Below are 14,786 nucleotides of genomic sequence, written 5' to 3'. Positions count from 1 at the left end.
CGCGACGCCGTGACCTCTCGCGGCCATCCCCGCCGAGTCGGGGCCGCCCGGCCTCAGGCCAGATGGCCGCCGATCTTCGTGTACCCGCGCAGCAGGTCGCGGGAGATGATCAGCCGCTGCATCTCGTCGGTGCCCTCGAAGATCCGGTACAGCCGCACCTGCCGGTACCAGCGCTCGATCGGCAGCTCCCGGGTGTAGCCCATCCCGCCGTGGATCTGCAGCACCCGGTCCACCACCCGGTTGACCATGCCGGCTCCGTAGAGCTTGCCCATCGAGGCGGCGTGCCGGGCGTCCAGTCCCTGGTCGACCGTCCAGGCGGAGCGCAGCACCAGCCAGCGGGCAGCCTCCAGCTCGGTCTCCGAGTCGGCGATCATCCACTGGATGGCCTGGTTCGTGCCGATCTTCGCGCCGAAGGTCTCCCGGGTGTTGGCCTGGTCGATGGCCATCTGCAGCACCCGCTCGGCGATACCGATCGCGTGGGAGGGGATGGTGTACCGGCCCTTGCCGATCCACTCCATGCCCAGCGTGAAGCCCTGACCGACCTCGCCGAGGATGTTGCGGTGCGGCACCCGGATGCCGTCGAAGATCAGCGACGCCGGGCCACCCTCGCCCATGGTCTGGATGAACTCCGAGCGCCAGCCCATCGCCCGGTCCACCAGAAAGGCGGTCGCGCCGCCGTTGCGGGCGCCCTTCTCCCGGTCGGTCACCGCCACCACGATCGCGAAGTCCGCGTCGTTGCCTCCTGTGATGAAGGTCTTCTCGCCGTCGAGGACCCAGTCGTCGCCGTCCCGGCGGGCGGAGAGCCGGATGTTCGCCGCGTCCGAGCCGGCCCCCGGTTCGGTGATCGCGAAGCAGGAGATTCGTTCCCCCTCGATGGTCGGGATCAGGAACTCGCGCTTCTGCTCCTCGGTGGCGTGGAAGAGGATGTTGTCCGCCTCGCCGCCGAAGCGGAACGGCACGAAGGTACGGCCCAGCTCGGTCCAGATCAGCGACTGCATGACCGCGGGCAGGTCCATCCCGCCGCACTCCTCCGGGGTGGCCAGCCCCCAGAAGCCGAACTTCTTCGCCTTCTGCTGGAGCTCCCGGAGCTCGCTGCGCTCCAGGCCGGGCTGGTGCGCCCGCTCGCGGCGCAGCACCTCCTGTTCCAGCGGCATCACCTCCCGGGTGATGAACGACCGGACGGTGCCCCGGACCGCCCGCTCCTCGTCGCTCAGTGAGAAGTCCATGCCGATCCTTCCGCCGTCGCGCTGCCGTCTCCGCTTAAACTAGCGGTGTAAGTTTTGTGGCGTCCAGACCCCCGAGGAGCCGACGTGCCCCGACCCCGGCAACCCGTGCTCACCCGGGAGCGGATCGTCACCGCGGCCCTGGCGCTGATCGACGCCGGCGGGCTGGCCGCGTTCTCCACCCGACGGCTGGCCGCCACGCTCGGCGTGCGGGGGCCGTCGCTCTACAACCACTTCGCCAACCGGGACGCCATCCTCGACGCGGTCGCCGACAGCGTCACCGCCACCGTGGACACCAGCTTCTTCGTCCGCCACGACTGGCCGGAGGCGCTGCGCCGGTGGGCCTGGTCGTACCGGCAGGCGCTCACCGCGCACCCCAACGTCGTGCCGTACCTGGCCCAGGGACCGGGGCGACGGCCGGCCGCGCTGTCCATGGCGGACGCCGTCTACGGCGCGCTGGTCAAGGCCGGCTGGCCGCCGGCCCGGGCCACCCACGTCGGCGCCGCGCTGCGGTACTTCGTCGCCGGATCGGCGCTCGGCTCGTTCGCCCGCGGCTTCGTCGAGGACCCCGAGCTGTACGCCGCGCACTACCCGCACCTGCGCCAGGCGCACCGGCTCGCCGAGCACCAGCGCAGCGTCGACGAGGGCGCCTTCGCGCTCGGCCTGGACGCGCTGCTGCACGGCCTGGTCGCCGAGCACGCGCGCGGCGCCGCAGCGGTGGAGCCGACCGGCCGTTCGGAGTAGCGTCAAAACTCCCAGCGCTAGTTTCCTCACCCCCGAAGGACGACATGGATCTCGCCGCCGCGCCCCCCGCGCTCCTGGTCCGCCGGCACCTGTACGTCGACGGCGGCTGGGTCGACCCGTCCGACGGCGACACGATCGCCGTGGAGAACCCGGCCACCGGGGAGATCGTCGGGCAGGTCCCGGCCGGCGCCCCGGCCGACGTGGACCGGGCCGTCGCCGCCGCCCGGGCCGCCTTCCCCGGCTGGGCGGCCACCGACCCGGCCGAGCGGGCCGCCCACCTGGACCGGCTGCACGCCGCGCTGGCCGCCCGGGCCGACGACATCGCCCGGACCGTCGCCCTGGAACTCGGCACCCCGCTCAAGCTCGCCGCCCGGGTGCAGACCGGGCTGCCGCTGACCGTGCTGCGCTCCATGGTCGAGCTGGCCGGCCGCCCGCCGGTGGAGGAGACCGTCGGCAACTCCCTCGTCGTCCGCGAACCGATCGGCGTGGTCGGCGCGATCACCCCGTGGAACTACCCGCTGCACCAGGTCGTCGCCAAGGCCGCCCCCGCCCTGGCCGCCGGCTGCACCGTGGTGCTCAAGCCCAGCGAGCTCACCCCGCTGACGGCGTACCTGCTCTTCGACGCGGTCGCCGAGGCCGGGCTGCCGGCCGGCGTGGTCAATCTGGTGCCCGGCACCGGGCCGGTGGTCGGCGAGGCCCTCGCCGCCCACCCCGACGTCGACCTGGTCTCCTTCACCGGCTCCACCGCCACCGGCCGGCGGATCGCCCACCTCGCCGCCGACCGGATCGCCCGGGTCGCCCTCGAACTCGGCGGCAAGTCGGCCAACCTGATCCTCGCCGACGCCGACCTGCCCACCGCGGTCAAGGTCGGGGTGGGCAACGCGCTGCTCAACTCCGGGCAGACCTGCACCGCCTGGACCCGGATGCTGGTCCACCGGAGCCGGTACGACGAGGCGCTCGACCTCGTCGCCCGGGCTGTCGGGGCGTACCGGCCGGGGGATCCGTTCGACCCGGCCACCCGGCTCGGCCCGCTGGTCTCCGCCGCCCAGGCGGAACGGGTCCGGGGCTTCGTGGACCGGGCCCTCTCCGGCGGGGCCCGGCTCGTCGCCGGCGGCCCGCACGCCGCGCTGCCGTCGCGCGGACACTTCGTCGCGCCCACCGTCCTCGCCGACGTGCACCCGGACAGCGAACTGGCCCAGGAGGAGGTCTTCGGTCCGGTGCTCGCGGTCATCCCGTTCGCCGACGACGACGAGGCGGTGGCCATCGCCAACAACTCCCGCTACGGCCTGGCCGGCGCGGTGTGGTCCGCCGACCCGGACCGCGCCCTCGCGGTCGCCCGGCGGCTGCGTACCGGCCAGGTGGACGTCAACGGCGGCGCATTCAACCCGCTCGCCCCGTTCGGTGGCTACAAGCAGTCCGGCCTCGGCCGGGAGCTCGGCGCCCACGGGATCGACGAGTTCCGCGAGATCAAGGCGATCCAGCGGTGAGGGCGCTGGTCGCCCGCGGCCCCGGCGCGCCGCTGCGGGTCGAGCAGGTGCGCCTGCCCGCGCCCGGCCCCGGCGAGCTGCGGGTCCGCATCCGCGCCGCCGGGGTCTGCCACTCCGACCTGTCCATGGTCAACGGCACCCTCGCCCCGGCGTACCCGCTGGTGCTCGGCCACGAGGCGGCCGGCGTGGTCGCCGAGGCCGGCCCCGGCGCCCGGGTGCCGGTTGGCACGCAGGTGGTGCTCAACTGGGCGCCGGCCTGTCGGCGCTGCTGGTTCTGCCGGCACGGCGAACCCTGGCTCTGCGCCGCCAACACCACCCCCGCGGTGCCGCGCGGCGAGATGGCCGACGGCACCCCGCTGCACGTCACGCTCGGCCTGGGTGCGTTCGCCGAGGAGGTGGTGGTGCCCCAGGCGGCGGTCGTCGCAGTCCCCGGCGAGCTGGCGCCGGAGCGGGCCGCCCTGCTCGGCTGCGCGGTGCTCACCGGCACCGGCGCGGTCCGTAACACCGCCCGGGTGGCCGCCGGGGAGTCGGTCGCGGTGATCGGCCTGGGTGGGGTCGGGCTCTCCGTGCTCACCGCCGCCCGGGCCGCCGGCGCCGGCCCGATCGTCGCGATCGACGTGGCCGAGGCCAAGCGGGACCTCGCCCTGGCCGCCGGCGCCACCGACTTCCTCGTCCCCGACGACCGGCTGTCGAAGCAGGTACGGGCGCTCACCGAGGGGCGCGGCGTCGACCACGCCGTCGAGTGCGTCGGCCGGGCCGCCACCATCCGGACGGCCTGGCGGCTGGCCCGGCGCGGGGGAGCGGTCACCGTGGTCGGCATGGGCGCGAAGGACGACCTGGTCAGCCTCGCCGCGCTGGACATCTTCCACTCCGCCCGGACGCTGCGCTCCTCGGTGTACGGCTCGTCCGATCCCGACCGCGAGGTGCCGGCACTGGCCCGCGAGGTCGCCGACGGGACGCTGGACCTCAGCCCGTTGATCAGCGGACTGATCTCCCTCGACGAGGCGCCGGCCGCGTTCGACCGGCTGGCCCGGGGCGAGGGCGCCCGCTGGGTGGTCACCTTTCCGGACTGACCGGGACCGCCGCGCCGCCCCCGGGCGGCGCGGCCACCGGGTCAGCCGGCCGGCGGGCGGAGCGCCACGACCAGCGTGGCGTAGCCGTCCAGCCGGATGAGGCGTCGCCCCGGCCCGACCCTGGCGGTCCGGCACCCCGAGGCGGGGCGGCGGCAGGTGGCCGGACCACATGGGAGCGGTCACGGACAGCGTTCGCTGATCACCGTCGATGCCGTCCGAGTGCCCTCGAGGGAACGACCATGTACGCTGGCCCCGCGTCGACCGGTCGGAATGTGTGTGGTGCCGACATGGCTCGACTCTGGCGACCCGCCGTAGGTTTCCTCCACGCGACGGCCCTGTGACCCCAGTCACCGACCCGGTCGTCGCCGGTGACCTGCGGAGGATGAGGCGATGGCCGGGCAAGCGCTCCTGTCGGCCCGCGGGCTGACCCGCGACTTCCGGGGCTTCCGGGCGGTCGACGACGTCGACCTGGACATCGCGCCGGAGAGCGTGCACGCGCTGGTCGGCCCGAACGGCGCCGGTAAGACCACCCTGTTCAACCTGCTCACCGGCTTCCTGCCGCCGTCCTCGGGGCGGATCGAGCTGGCCGGCCGGGACATCACCGGCCTGCCGCCCGAACAGGTCTGCCGGCTGGGCGTGGCCCGGTCGTTCCAGATCACCAGCCTCTTCCCGCAGCTGAGCGCCCGCGAGCACGTCGAGCTGGCGTTGCAGAGCCCGAGCGGGCTGGGCTGGCGGTTCTGGCGCTCGGCGAAGCTGATGGACCGCTACCGGGACCGGGCCGGGGAACTGCTGGACATGGTCGGCCTCGGCGCCCTCGCCGAGGCCCCGGCGGAAGTCCTCGCGTACGGGCGCAAGCGGGCCCTGGAGCTGGCCATCGCCCTCGCCCTGGACCCGAAGGTGCTGCTGCTCGACGAGCCGACCGCGGGGATGGGGTTGGAGGACGTCGACCGCACCGTCGAGCTGATCGCCCGGGTCCGCACCGGCCGGACCGTGGTGATGGTCGAGCACAACATGAGCGTCGTCGGCCGGCTCGCCGACACCGTCACCGTCCTGCAGGCCGGCAAGGTCCTGGTCGAGGGCCCGTACGAGCAGGTCCGCGCCGATGAGCGGGTCATCACCGCATACCTGGGAGCCGCTGATGCTGCGCATTGAGAACCTCTCCGCGTTCTACGGCGAGGCGCAGGTGCTGCGGGAGGTGACCCTGGACGTCGCCGCCGGCGAGGTGGTCACCCTGGTCGGCCGCAACGGCGCCGGCAAGTCCACCCTGCTGCGCTGCGTGATGGGGCTGCACCCCGGCCAGCGCGGTACCGTCGAGTTGGACGGCCGGGACGTCACGAGGCTGCCGGCGTACAAGCGGGCGCGGCTCGGGCTCGGCTGGGTCCCCGACGACCGCGGCGCGTACGCCACCCTCACCGTCACCGAGAACCTCACCCTGCCGCCCCGGGTCGGCCCCGACCCGTGGCCCCTCGACCGGGTCTACGAGGCGTTCCCCGCCCTCTGGCAGCGGCGCGACTCGGCGGCGACCATGCTCTCCGGCGGCGAGCAGCAGATGCTCGCGCTGGCCCGGGTGCTGCGGATGGGCGCCCGGCTGCTGCTCTGCGACGAGCCCACCGAGGGGCTCTCGCCGCTGCTCGTGCAGCAGGTCGGCGACCTGCTGCGGGAGGCCAAGAAGCACGGCGTGACCGTGCTGCTGGTCGAGCAGAACCTGCACTTCGCCACCAGCGTCGCCGACCGGCACTACCTGCTGGCCGAGGGGCGCGTCGTGGAGGCGATGGACAACTCCGAGGTCCGCTCGCGGGAGCGCGAGCTGCTGGCGTACCTGGGGATCTGAATTTTTGACGGCTGACCCGCGCGGTGCCCGTGCGGTACGAAAGGGATGGACATGCGTAGGAGCGTGGGTGTGGCCGCGTCGGCGGCGGCGGTGCTGCTGGCGACCGGCTGTGGCGGCGGCGGTCCGCAGTCCGGCGGCGACCAGAAGCTGACCGGCGACAAGATCGTGCTGGGGGTCCTCAACGACCAGTCCGGGGCCTACTCGGAGCTGTCCGGCAAGAACTCGGTGAAGGCCGCGGAGATGGCCATCGCCGACTTCAAGGCGAAGTACGGCGACAAGGCGGTGACCACCGACATCACCGTGCAGACCGCCGACCACCAGAACAAGCCGGACGTGGCGAACGCCAAGGCCCAGGAGATGTACGACCGCAAGGGCGTCGACCTGATCCTCGACGTGCCGACCTCCTCGGCCGCGCTGAAGGTCGCCGACGTGGCGAAGGAGAAGAAGAAGCTCTACTTCAACATCGGCGCGGCGACCACCGAACTGACCGGCAAGAGCTGCAACAAGTACACGTTCCACTACGCCTACGACACGTACATGCTGGCCAACGGCACCGGGAAGACCACCACCGAGCAGGTCGGCAAGAACTGGTACATCCTGTACCCGAACTACGCCTTCGGTCAGGACATGGAGAAGAGCTTCTCCGCCGCGATCCAGCAGGCCGGCGGGACGGTGGTCGGCAAGGACGGCGCGCCGTTCCCGAACACCACCGGCGACTACTCGACGTTCCTGCTCAAGGCGCCGACGCTGAACCCGAAGCCGCAGGTGCTCGGCACCATGCAGGCTGGCGCGGAGCTGGTCAACGTGGTCAAGCAGTACAACGAGTTCAAGCTCCGGGAGAAGGGCGTCGGGCTCGCCGTGGGCCTGATGTTCATCACCGACATCCACTCGCTGACCCCGGCCGCGCTGGCCGGCACCACCTACACCGACGCCTGGTACTGGAACTTCGACCAGCAGAACCGCGAGTTCGCCGACCGGTTCCAGAAGGAGACCGGCACCCGGCCGTCCTTCGCGCACGCGGCCAACTACTCCGCCGCCATGCAGTACCTGGAGGCGGTGCAGGCCGCCGGCACCGACGACGCGGACACCGTGGTGAAGGGGCTGGAGGGCAAGAGCGTCAACGACGTCTTCCTGCGCAACGGCAAGATCCGCGCCGAGGACCACCGGGTCATCCACGACGCGTACCTGGCCCAGGTGAAGCCGCAGTCCGAGGTGACCGAGCCGTGGGACTACGTCAAGGTGCTCAAGACCATCCCCGCCGCCGAGGCGTTCCGGACGCCCTCGGCCGACTGCAAGATGTGACGGACACATGTCAGGCTTCGCGCAGAACACGTTCAACGGGCTGGTGAGCGGGGCGTTCTACGCCCTGCTCGCCCTCGGGCTCGCGGTCATCTTCGGCATGCTGCGGGTGGTCAATTTCGCCCACGGCGCCTTCTACATGCTCGGCGCTTTCGGGGCGTACGTGCTGCTCACCGAGGCGGGCGTGCCGTTCTGGGCGGCGCTGGTGATCATGCCGGTCGGTCTCGGCCTGCTCGGCATGGCGCTGGAGCGGGCCGCCATCCACCGGCTCACCCGGCTCGACCCGCTCTACAACTTTCTGCTTACCTTCGGCCTGACGCTCATCCTCCAGGACCTGGTGAAGACCCGGTACGGGGTCCAGTCCAGCCCGTACGCCACCCCGGCCGCGCTCAGCGGCTCGATCGACTTCGGGCTCTTCGACTTCCCCACGTACCGGGTCTTCATCCTCGGCTTCACGGTGCTGCTCTGCGTCGCGGTCTGGTGGGCGCTCAGCCGTACCCGGGTCGGCATGGTGGTGCGGGCCGCCACCGAGCGGCCCGAGCTGACCCGGGCCCTCGGCATCGACGTCGGGCGCTGGGTGACCCCGGTCTTCGGCTTCGGCATCGGCCTGGCCGGCCTGGCCGGGGTGCTCGCCGCGCCGATGCGGGCGGTGAACCCGCTGATGGGCGCCGACCTGATCATCGTGGTCTTCGCGGTGGTGGTGATCGGCGGTCTCGGCTCCATCTTCGGCTCGGTCGCCGCCGGCTTCGGCATCGGCCTGGTCCAGGCGTGGGGGGAGGCGTACCTCTCCGACTTCCCGATCGTGTCCCAGACGATCGTCTTCGTCGTGATGGCCGCCGTGCTGCTCTGGCGGCCGGCCGGGCTGTTCGGCCGTGAGGAGGCACCGGCATGACCAGCACCGTCGACACCCCGGCTGAGGCGGCCCGACCGGCGCCGCGGTCCGGGATGGTCGCCGTGACCCGGGCACCCGGCTGGGTCCGGTACGCGCTGCTCGCCGCCGGTCTGGCCGCCGCGCTGTGGCTGCCGAACGGGCTCTACCCGGCGGTGGCGGTGGACATTCTCTGCTGGGCGCTCTTCGCGGTCTCGGTGGACTTGCTGCTCGGCTTCACCGGGCTGATGTCCTTCGGGCACGCGGCGTTCTGGGGCACCTCGGCGTACGTCACCGGCCTCGTCGCGATCCACGCCGGGCTGCCCTTCCCGGCGGCGGTGCTGGCCGGGGCGCTCGCCGCGGCGCTGCTCGCGCTGCCGATCGGCTACCTGGCGGTGAAGCGGACCGGCATCTACTTCGCGATGGTCACCCTGGCCTTCGCGCAGATGGTCTACTACGTGGCCAACGAGTGGCGTTCGGTCACCCGGGGCGAGAACGGCCTGCAGGGCGTGCCCCGTTCGTTCTTCGGGGTGGACCTGACCGACGACTACTACTTCTACTACGCGATCCTGCCGATCGTGGTGCTCGGCCTGGCCGCCGCCTGGCGGATCGTGCACTCGCCGTTCGGCCGGGTGCTGGTCGGCATCCGGGACAACCCGGCCCGGGCCCGGGCGCTCGGCTATCCGGTGCACCGGTACAAGCTGACCGCGTTCGTGCTCTCCGGCTTCATCGCCGGGCTCGGCGGCGGGCTCTTCGCCGTGGGCCACCGTTTCGTCTCCCTCGACGTGCTGCACTGGACCACCTCCGGCAAGGCGGTCATCGTCGTGGTGCTCGGCGGGATCGGCACGCTCTGGGGCGGGGTGCTCGGCGCGGCGATCGTGGTCCGGCTGGAGGACTGGTTGTCGTTCTCCGGATTCGAGGCGATCGGCCTGGTCACCGGCGGGATCTTCGTCCTCGTCGTGCTGCTGTTCCGGCGCGGCGTGTGGGGCAGCGTCGCCGCGCTCGCGCTCCGCTGGCTGGCCGCCCGGCGCAGATAACCGCGCCGACGGCGCATCCGAACCGAACCGCGCCGTCCCAGCGAACCGTTTCCTCTCATGTAGCAGGAAGTAAGCACATGATTGGATGTCCTTCCTTGCGGTGGGACGGTCCCGGTCTTGTCCGCGGTGGCGGTGCCGGGTTGACGTTTCACAGCCCACCAGCCCCGCGGGTGGGGTCTTACGGTCGGCTCCGCGTCCGTTTCGCGTCTCCGGGCCACTCCCGGCGACGGTGGCTGCCAGGGCGGCCAGGTTCCGTGCGGCGTTGACGTCGCGGTCCAGGGCCAGGCCGCAGGTGGTGCAGGTGTAGGTGCGTTCGGACAGGGCCAGTTTGGTTTTCACCGCGCCGCAGCCTGAGCACGTTTTCGAGGAGGGGTACCAACGGTCGGCCACCACCAGGTGGCCGCCGTACCACAGGGTCTTGTAGGCGAGTTGCCGGCGGATCTCGGCGAAGCCGGCGTCGGCGATCCGCCGGGCCAGCCGCCGGTTACGCAGCATCCCGGCGACGTTGAGGTCTTCGACCACGACTGTGCCGTAGGTGGTGGCGAGGCGGGTGGTGAGCTTGTGCAGGCCGTCGCGGCGCAGGTTCGCCACCCGCGCGTGGACCCGGCCCAGCGCTGCTTGCGCCCGTTCCCACACGTGCCGCTGCTGGGGGCGCTGCGCGGCACACCGCCAGCGAGATCGCCGTCGAGCACGAGCCTCGGGCTGCACGCCTGCCCCTCCCGCCCCCTCGGTACGCCTCATCAGCTTCGCCGCCGCCCCGGCCGCCTGCCGCGCTCCTTGCTGATCTCCTGCCCGCTGCCGTCCGCTTCCCCGCGATCGGCGAGGACGTGGCTCGTTCGTGAAGAGTTGCTGCCGCCGGACGCGGTGCGGCCCGTGCAGAGCCACCGACCGGCGAAGCGGCGGTATCGGGGAGAGTCGAAAGTGTCCGAGGTTCGGGCGAGGATCGGGAAGTTGCGCGTGACGCCGGACACATACGATACGATTCGGTTCCGTATCGAAACCCTGCGCCCTACGCTCAGCACGTTACGAGTCTGCCCCGTATCGTATTTCACGACGCGGGTGAGCCGGGGGGAGAACCAGGCCACATGCAACCGCACGAGAACACCGGACATCCGAGGCGGTGGGCGATCCTCAGCGTGCTGGTGATCAGCCTGCTCGTCGTCGTCCTCGACAACACCATCCTCAACGTGGCCCTGCGCACCCTGGCCGACCCGGTGCACGGCCTCGGCGCCAGCCAGGGTGAGCTGGAATGGGCGATCAACTCCTACACGCTGGTCTTCGCCGGGCTGCTCTTCACCTTCGGCGTCCTCGGCGACCGCGCCGGGCGTCGGCGGTTCCTGCTGATCGGTCTGGTGCTCTTCGGCCTGGCGTCACTGCTGTCGGCGTACGCCCAGAGTCCCGGCCAGCTGATCGCGGCCCGCGCCCTGATGGGGATCGGCGGCGCGGCGATCATGCCGGTCACGCTGTCGATCATCTCCAACGTCTTCGACCCCTGGGAGCGGGGCCGGGCGATCGGCATCTGGGCCGGCGCGGTCGGCCTCGCCGTGGCGATCGGCCCGATCCTCGGCGGCGCGCTGCTGGAGCACTACTGGTGGGGCTCGGTCTTCCTGATCAACGTGCCGGTGGTCGCGGCCGGCGTGGTGCTGGTGGCCCTCCTGGTGCCCGAGTCCCGTGACCCCGAACCGGGCCGGGTGGACCTGCTCGGCGTGCTGCTCTCGGTGGTCGGCCTGGTCGCCCTGACCTACGGCATCATCGACGGCGGGGAGCACGGCTTCGACCGCCCGGTGGTCTGGGCCGCCGTCGTCGGCGGCCTCGCGGTGCTGGCCTGGTTCGTCGCCCACGAGCGGCGCAGTGACCACCCGTCGCTGGACGTCCGGCTGTTCCGGGTACCGCGCTTCGCCGCCCCGGTGGCGATCGTCGGCCTGGTCTTCTTCGCCGCCATGGGCGTGATGTTCTTCAGCTCGTTCTACCTGCAACTGGTCCGCGGCTACAGCCCGCTGGAGACCGGCCTGCTCTTCCTGCCGTTCGCCGGCGCCCAGCTGATCTTCGCCCCGCGCAGCGCCACGATGGTCCGCCGGTACGGGGGCCGGGCGGTCGCCGGGGTGGGGCTCGCCCTGACCACGGTGGCGCTGGCCGCGTTCGCCTTCGTCGACGCCGCCACGCCGATCTGGGTGGTGCTGGTGGCCTTCTTCCTCCAGGGCGCCGGGATGGCCAACATCATGCCGCCGGCCACCGAGTCGATCATGTCGGCACTGCCCCGGGAGAAGGCCGGCGTCGGCTCGGCGGTCAGCAACACGATCCGGCAGGTTGCCGGCGCGCTGGGCGTGGCCGTGCTCGGCTCGGTCCTCTCCGCGGTCTACCGGGAGGACATCGCCTCGGCGGTCGACGGGCTGCCCGCACCGGCCCGGGAGGCAGCCAACGAGTCGGTGTCCGGGGCGTACGCCGCAGCGGGCCAGCTGGGGCCGGCGGCGCCGAAGCTGATCGCGGCGGCCAACGACGCCTTCGTCTCGGCCATGCACTGGGCGGCGGCGCTCTCCGCGGTGGTGGCCGCCCTCGGCATCCTCATCGCGCTGCGCTGGATGCCGCGTCGCACCGACGCCGGCCCCGCCACCACACCCGTGGTCGGTGAACGGGAGTTGGCCGGAACCGCATAGGTTCGGGGACAATGGCTGACATGACTTCCACCGGCGATGCTCCGCGGTCGCCCGGGCGACCGCGGAGCGTCCGCGCGGACGAGGCCATCGTCGAGGCCACCCTCGACCTGCTCGCCGAGGGCAGCACCATCGAGGCGCTGTCGATCGAGGCGATCGCCGCCCGAGCCGGGGTCGGCAAGGCCACCATCTACCGGCGCTGGCCGGGCAAGGACGCGCTGCTGCTCGACGCGCTGCGCCGGCTCAAGGGCATCATGCCCCAGCCGGCCGGGCACTCCGTCCGGGACGACCTGGTGCTGCTGGTCGGTGCGGTCGGGCAGAACATCGACCCCCGGGCCGCCAAGATCATGCCCTGCCTGGTGCCCGAGGTGAACCGCAGCCCGGACCACTTCCAGCTCTACCAGAACATCATCCAGCCGCGCCGGAAGCTGATGCGCGAGGTGCTGCGGCGCGGGATCCGCGAGGGCGAGCTCCGGGCGGATCTCGACGTCGAGGTGACGATGGCGCTGCTCACCGGGCCGATGCTGGTGCAGCGGGTGCTGCGCTGGAATCCGGAGCTCGACGACCGGGTGCTGCCCGAGCAGATCGTCGATGGCGTGCTGGAGGGCATCCGGGCCCGCTGAGCATGCCCCGCGGGTGCGGCTCCGGGCTCAGCCCGACGGCGTACGCAGCCGGTGCAGGCGCAGCGCCAGTTGCACCTCCAGCGCCCGCTCCGGCTTCTGCCAGTCCGCGCCGAGCAGCTGCCCGACCCGCTCCAACCGCTGGGTCACCGTGTTGACGTGCACGTGCAACTGCTCCGCCGCCCGGGCCAGGCTGCCACCCACCCCGAAGTACGCCTCCAGCGTCTTCACCAGGGCCGTGCCGCGCCGCGCGTCGTAGTCGACCACCGGCCCCACCGTGGCGTCCAGGAACCGGGCCACGTCCCGCTCGCCCCGGTCGCCCACCGTGCCGAGCAGCAGGCCGACGAAGCCCAGCTCGGCCGTGCTGGCCCCCTCGCCGGTGCGGCCCAGCGCGCCGAGCGCGGTCAGGCAGCGGTCCGCCTCGGTGAAGGTGGCGGCCAGCGTCGTCGGACCGGACGCCGGGCCGCTCGCCCCGGCGGTCACCGGACGGCCGGTCACCCGGGACAGGTCCCGGGCCACCGCCCGGGCGCTGCCACCGGCGTCCCGGCCCGGCAGCATCAGCACCACCCGGCCGTCGCGCGCCGCAGCCAGGCCGCCCCGGGTCGACGCGTACGTGGTGGCCCAGGAGAGCATTCGCAGCCGGGCTGACCCGGTCGCGGCGATCGCGTCGTCGCCGACCGCCACCAGCACGTGCGGCGCGTCCAGGTCCACCCCGAGCCGGCGGGCCCGGCTGCGCAGCGCGTCGGTGTCCCGCAGCGGGCGGGCGATCAGGTCGTCGAGCAGCTCACCCCGGACCCGCCCCTCCGCCTCGGCCACGGTACGGCGGAACAGCAGCAGCAGCGCGGTGACCAGCGCCGCCCGCTCCAGGATCCGCTGGTCGGCGTCGACCAGCTCGTCGTCGGGACGCAGCACCAGCGCGCCCAGGTTCTCCGTCCCGGCGACCACCGCGGCGTACCAGAGCGGGCCCCGGCGCACGCTGCGCCCCTCGGTACGCGACGCCGCCACCGCCTCCACCAGGTCGGCCCGGTCCGGCGCCTCGATCTCGCCCACCCGGGCCAGCAGCCGCCCCTCGGCGTCCAGCGCCAGCAGCGCCCCGCCGAGCACGTCGGTGACCGCCGAGGCCACGTCCTCCATCCCGCCGCCCCGCAGCACCAGCGCGGTCATCCGGTCGTGCGCCGCCGCGGCCCGCTCCACCGAGCTGCTGTGCGCCCGGATGGTGGTGTTCGCCGAGGAGAGCTCGGCCAGCGCGGAACGGGTCTCGGCGAGCAGCCGGGCGGTGTCGATCGCCACCGCGGCGTGCGCCGCGAGGGACACCAGCAGGGACACCTCCTCGCGGGCGAACGGCCGGGCTGACCGGTTCGCCGCGTAGAGCACCCCGATCACGCTCGACCCGAGCCGCAGCGGCACCCCGAGGATCGCCACCAGGCCCTCCTCGCCGACCCCGGTGTCGATCTCACCGGTGTGGTGGAAGCGCTCGTCCTCCTGGTAGTTGGCGGTCACGTACGGGGTGCCGGTCTGGGCCACCAGGCCGCCGAGCCCGTCGCCCATCTCCAGCCGCAGCCGCTGGAACTTCGCCGAGATCGAGCCGTCGGTGACCCGCATGTAGGTGTCGCCGCGCTCGTCGTCGTTGAGCGTCATGTAGGCGACGTCGGCGCCGAGCAGGTGCCGGGCCCGGTGCACGATCGCCCGCAGCACGTCGTCGACGTCGCGCAGGCCGGCCAGGTCGCTGGCCGTGTCGTACAGGCCGGAGAGCTCGGTCTCCCGGCGGCGGCGCCGCTCCAGCAGCCCGCGGACCCGCAGCGCGAGCACCTTGGCGTGTTCGAGCTCGGCCAGCCGGTCGGCGGGCAGCCCGGCGGCGCGGGCGGCCACCAGCGGGCCCTCGAACTCGACCGCCGCCGCCTCCCGGGCGAGCAGCTCGAGGAACTCGACGGGTGACGACATGACGCTCATTGT

Annotated in this window: 12 protein-coding genes and 1 pseudogene; 10 read left to right on the top strand and 3 right to left on the bottom strand. The window is 72.8% G+C overall.

From position 1 onward, the window contains the following. Window positions 1-53: 53 nt before the first annotated feature. Window positions 54-1,226, bottom strand: a complete 1,173-nt coding sequence (locus tag ACLQ2U_RS13540) for an acyl-CoA dehydrogenase family protein (protein WP_425750960.1) — start codon at window positions 1,224-1,226, stop codon at window positions 54-56. A gap of 84 nt (window positions 1,227-1,310) precedes the next feature. On the opposite strand from ACLQ2U_RS13540, the gene ACLQ2U_RS13535 reads away from it, so the two are divergent. The 8 genes from ACLQ2U_RS13535 (at window position 1,311) to ACLQ2U_RS13500 (ending at window position 9,562) form a co-directional block, all read left to right on the top strand. Next, window positions 1,311-1,967 (top strand): TetR/AcrR family transcriptional regulator C-terminal domain-containing protein, encoded by a 657-nt coding sequence (locus ACLQ2U_RS13535; protein ID WP_425750959.1) that lies wholly within the window; start codon window positions 1,311-1,313, stop codon window positions 1,965-1,967. Window positions 1,968-2,011: 44 nt separating this feature from the next. After that, window positions 2,012-3,454: an aldehyde dehydrogenase family protein gene (locus tag ACLQ2U_RS13530; RefSeq protein ID WP_425750958.1), complete on the top strand. Its 1,443-nt coding sequence runs from the start codon at window positions 2,012-2,014 to the stop codon at window positions 3,452-3,454. Beyond that, window positions 3,451-4,527 (top strand): alcohol dehydrogenase catalytic domain-containing protein, encoded by a 1,077-nt coding sequence (locus ACLQ2U_RS13525; RefSeq protein WP_425750957.1) that lies wholly within the window; start codon window positions 3,451-3,453, stop codon window positions 4,525-4,527. Before ACLQ2U_RS13530 ends, ACLQ2U_RS13525 begins: the two co-directional genes overlap by 4 nt. A gap of 390 nt (window positions 4,528-4,917) precedes the next feature. Further along, a complete protein-coding gene (locus ACLQ2U_RS13520) occupies window positions 4,918-5,679 on the top strand; it encodes an ABC transporter ATP-binding protein (protein WP_425750956.1) in 762 nt (253 codons plus the stop codon). Further along, window positions 5,666-6,358, top strand: coding sequence for an ABC transporter ATP-binding protein (locus ACLQ2U_RS13515; protein ID WP_425750955.1), 693 nt, complete (start codon window positions 5,666-5,668; stop codon window positions 6,356-6,358). The genes ACLQ2U_RS13520 and ACLQ2U_RS13515 overlap by 14 nt, the downstream gene beginning before the upstream one ends. 45 nt (window positions 6,359-6,403) lie before the next feature. Next, window positions 6,404-7,660, top strand: coding sequence for an ABC transporter substrate-binding protein (locus tag ACLQ2U_RS13510; protein WP_425750954.1), 1,257 nt, complete (start codon window positions 6,404-6,406; stop codon window positions 7,658-7,660). A gap of 7 nt (window positions 7,661-7,667) precedes the next feature. Continuing rightward, window positions 7,668-8,549, top strand: coding sequence for a branched-chain amino acid ABC transporter permease (locus ACLQ2U_RS13505; RefSeq protein WP_425750953.1), 882 nt, complete (start codon window positions 7,668-7,670; stop codon window positions 8,547-8,549). Beyond that, entirely contained in the window at window positions 8,546-9,562 is a 1,017-nt protein-coding gene (locus ACLQ2U_RS13500) for a branched-chain amino acid ABC transporter permease (RefSeq protein ID WP_425750952.1), read from the top strand. Before ACLQ2U_RS13505 ends, ACLQ2U_RS13500 begins: the two co-directional genes overlap by 4 nt. Before the next feature lie 300 nt (window positions 9,563-9,862). Here ACLQ2U_RS13500 and ACLQ2U_RS13495 read toward each other — a convergent pair. Beyond that, window positions 9,863-10,303: pseudogene (locus ACLQ2U_RS13495) on the bottom strand (RNA-guided endonuclease TnpB family protein); the annotation flags it as partial. Between the two features lie 344 nt (window positions 10,304-10,647). On the opposite strand from ACLQ2U_RS13495, the gene ACLQ2U_RS13490 reads away from it, so the two are divergent. Next, window positions 10,648-12,216 carry an MFS transporter gene (locus ACLQ2U_RS13490; RefSeq protein WP_425750951.1) on the top strand — a complete coding sequence of 523 codons (1,569 nt, stop codon included), beginning with the start codon at window positions 10,648-10,650 and terminating at the stop codon, window positions 12,214-12,216. 11 nt (window positions 12,217-12,227) lie between these two features. Then, window positions 12,228-12,836, top strand: a complete 609-nt coding sequence (locus ACLQ2U_RS13485) for a TetR/AcrR family transcriptional regulator (RefSeq protein WP_425750950.1) — start codon at window positions 12,228-12,230, stop codon at window positions 12,834-12,836. A 27-nt stretch (window positions 12,837-12,863) separates the two neighbouring features. Here the strand turns inward: ACLQ2U_RS13485 and ACLQ2U_RS13480 are convergent, their stop codons facing one another. Beyond that, window positions 12,864-14,783 (bottom strand): helix-turn-helix domain-containing protein, encoded by a 1,920-nt coding sequence (locus ACLQ2U_RS13480; RefSeq protein ID WP_425750949.1) that lies wholly within the window; start codon window positions 14,781-14,783, stop codon window positions 12,864-12,866. Between the last annotated feature and the right edge of the window lie 3 nt (window positions 14,784-14,786).

Source organism: Micromonospora sp. DT47, assembly GCF_049844475.1.
In the GTDB taxonomy this organism is placed as follows: Bacteria; Actinomycetota; Actinomycetes; order Mycobacteriales; family Micromonosporaceae; genus Micromonospora.
Note: the sequence above shows the minus strand (reverse complement) of the source record. Positions and strands in the feature narration are given on the sequence as shown.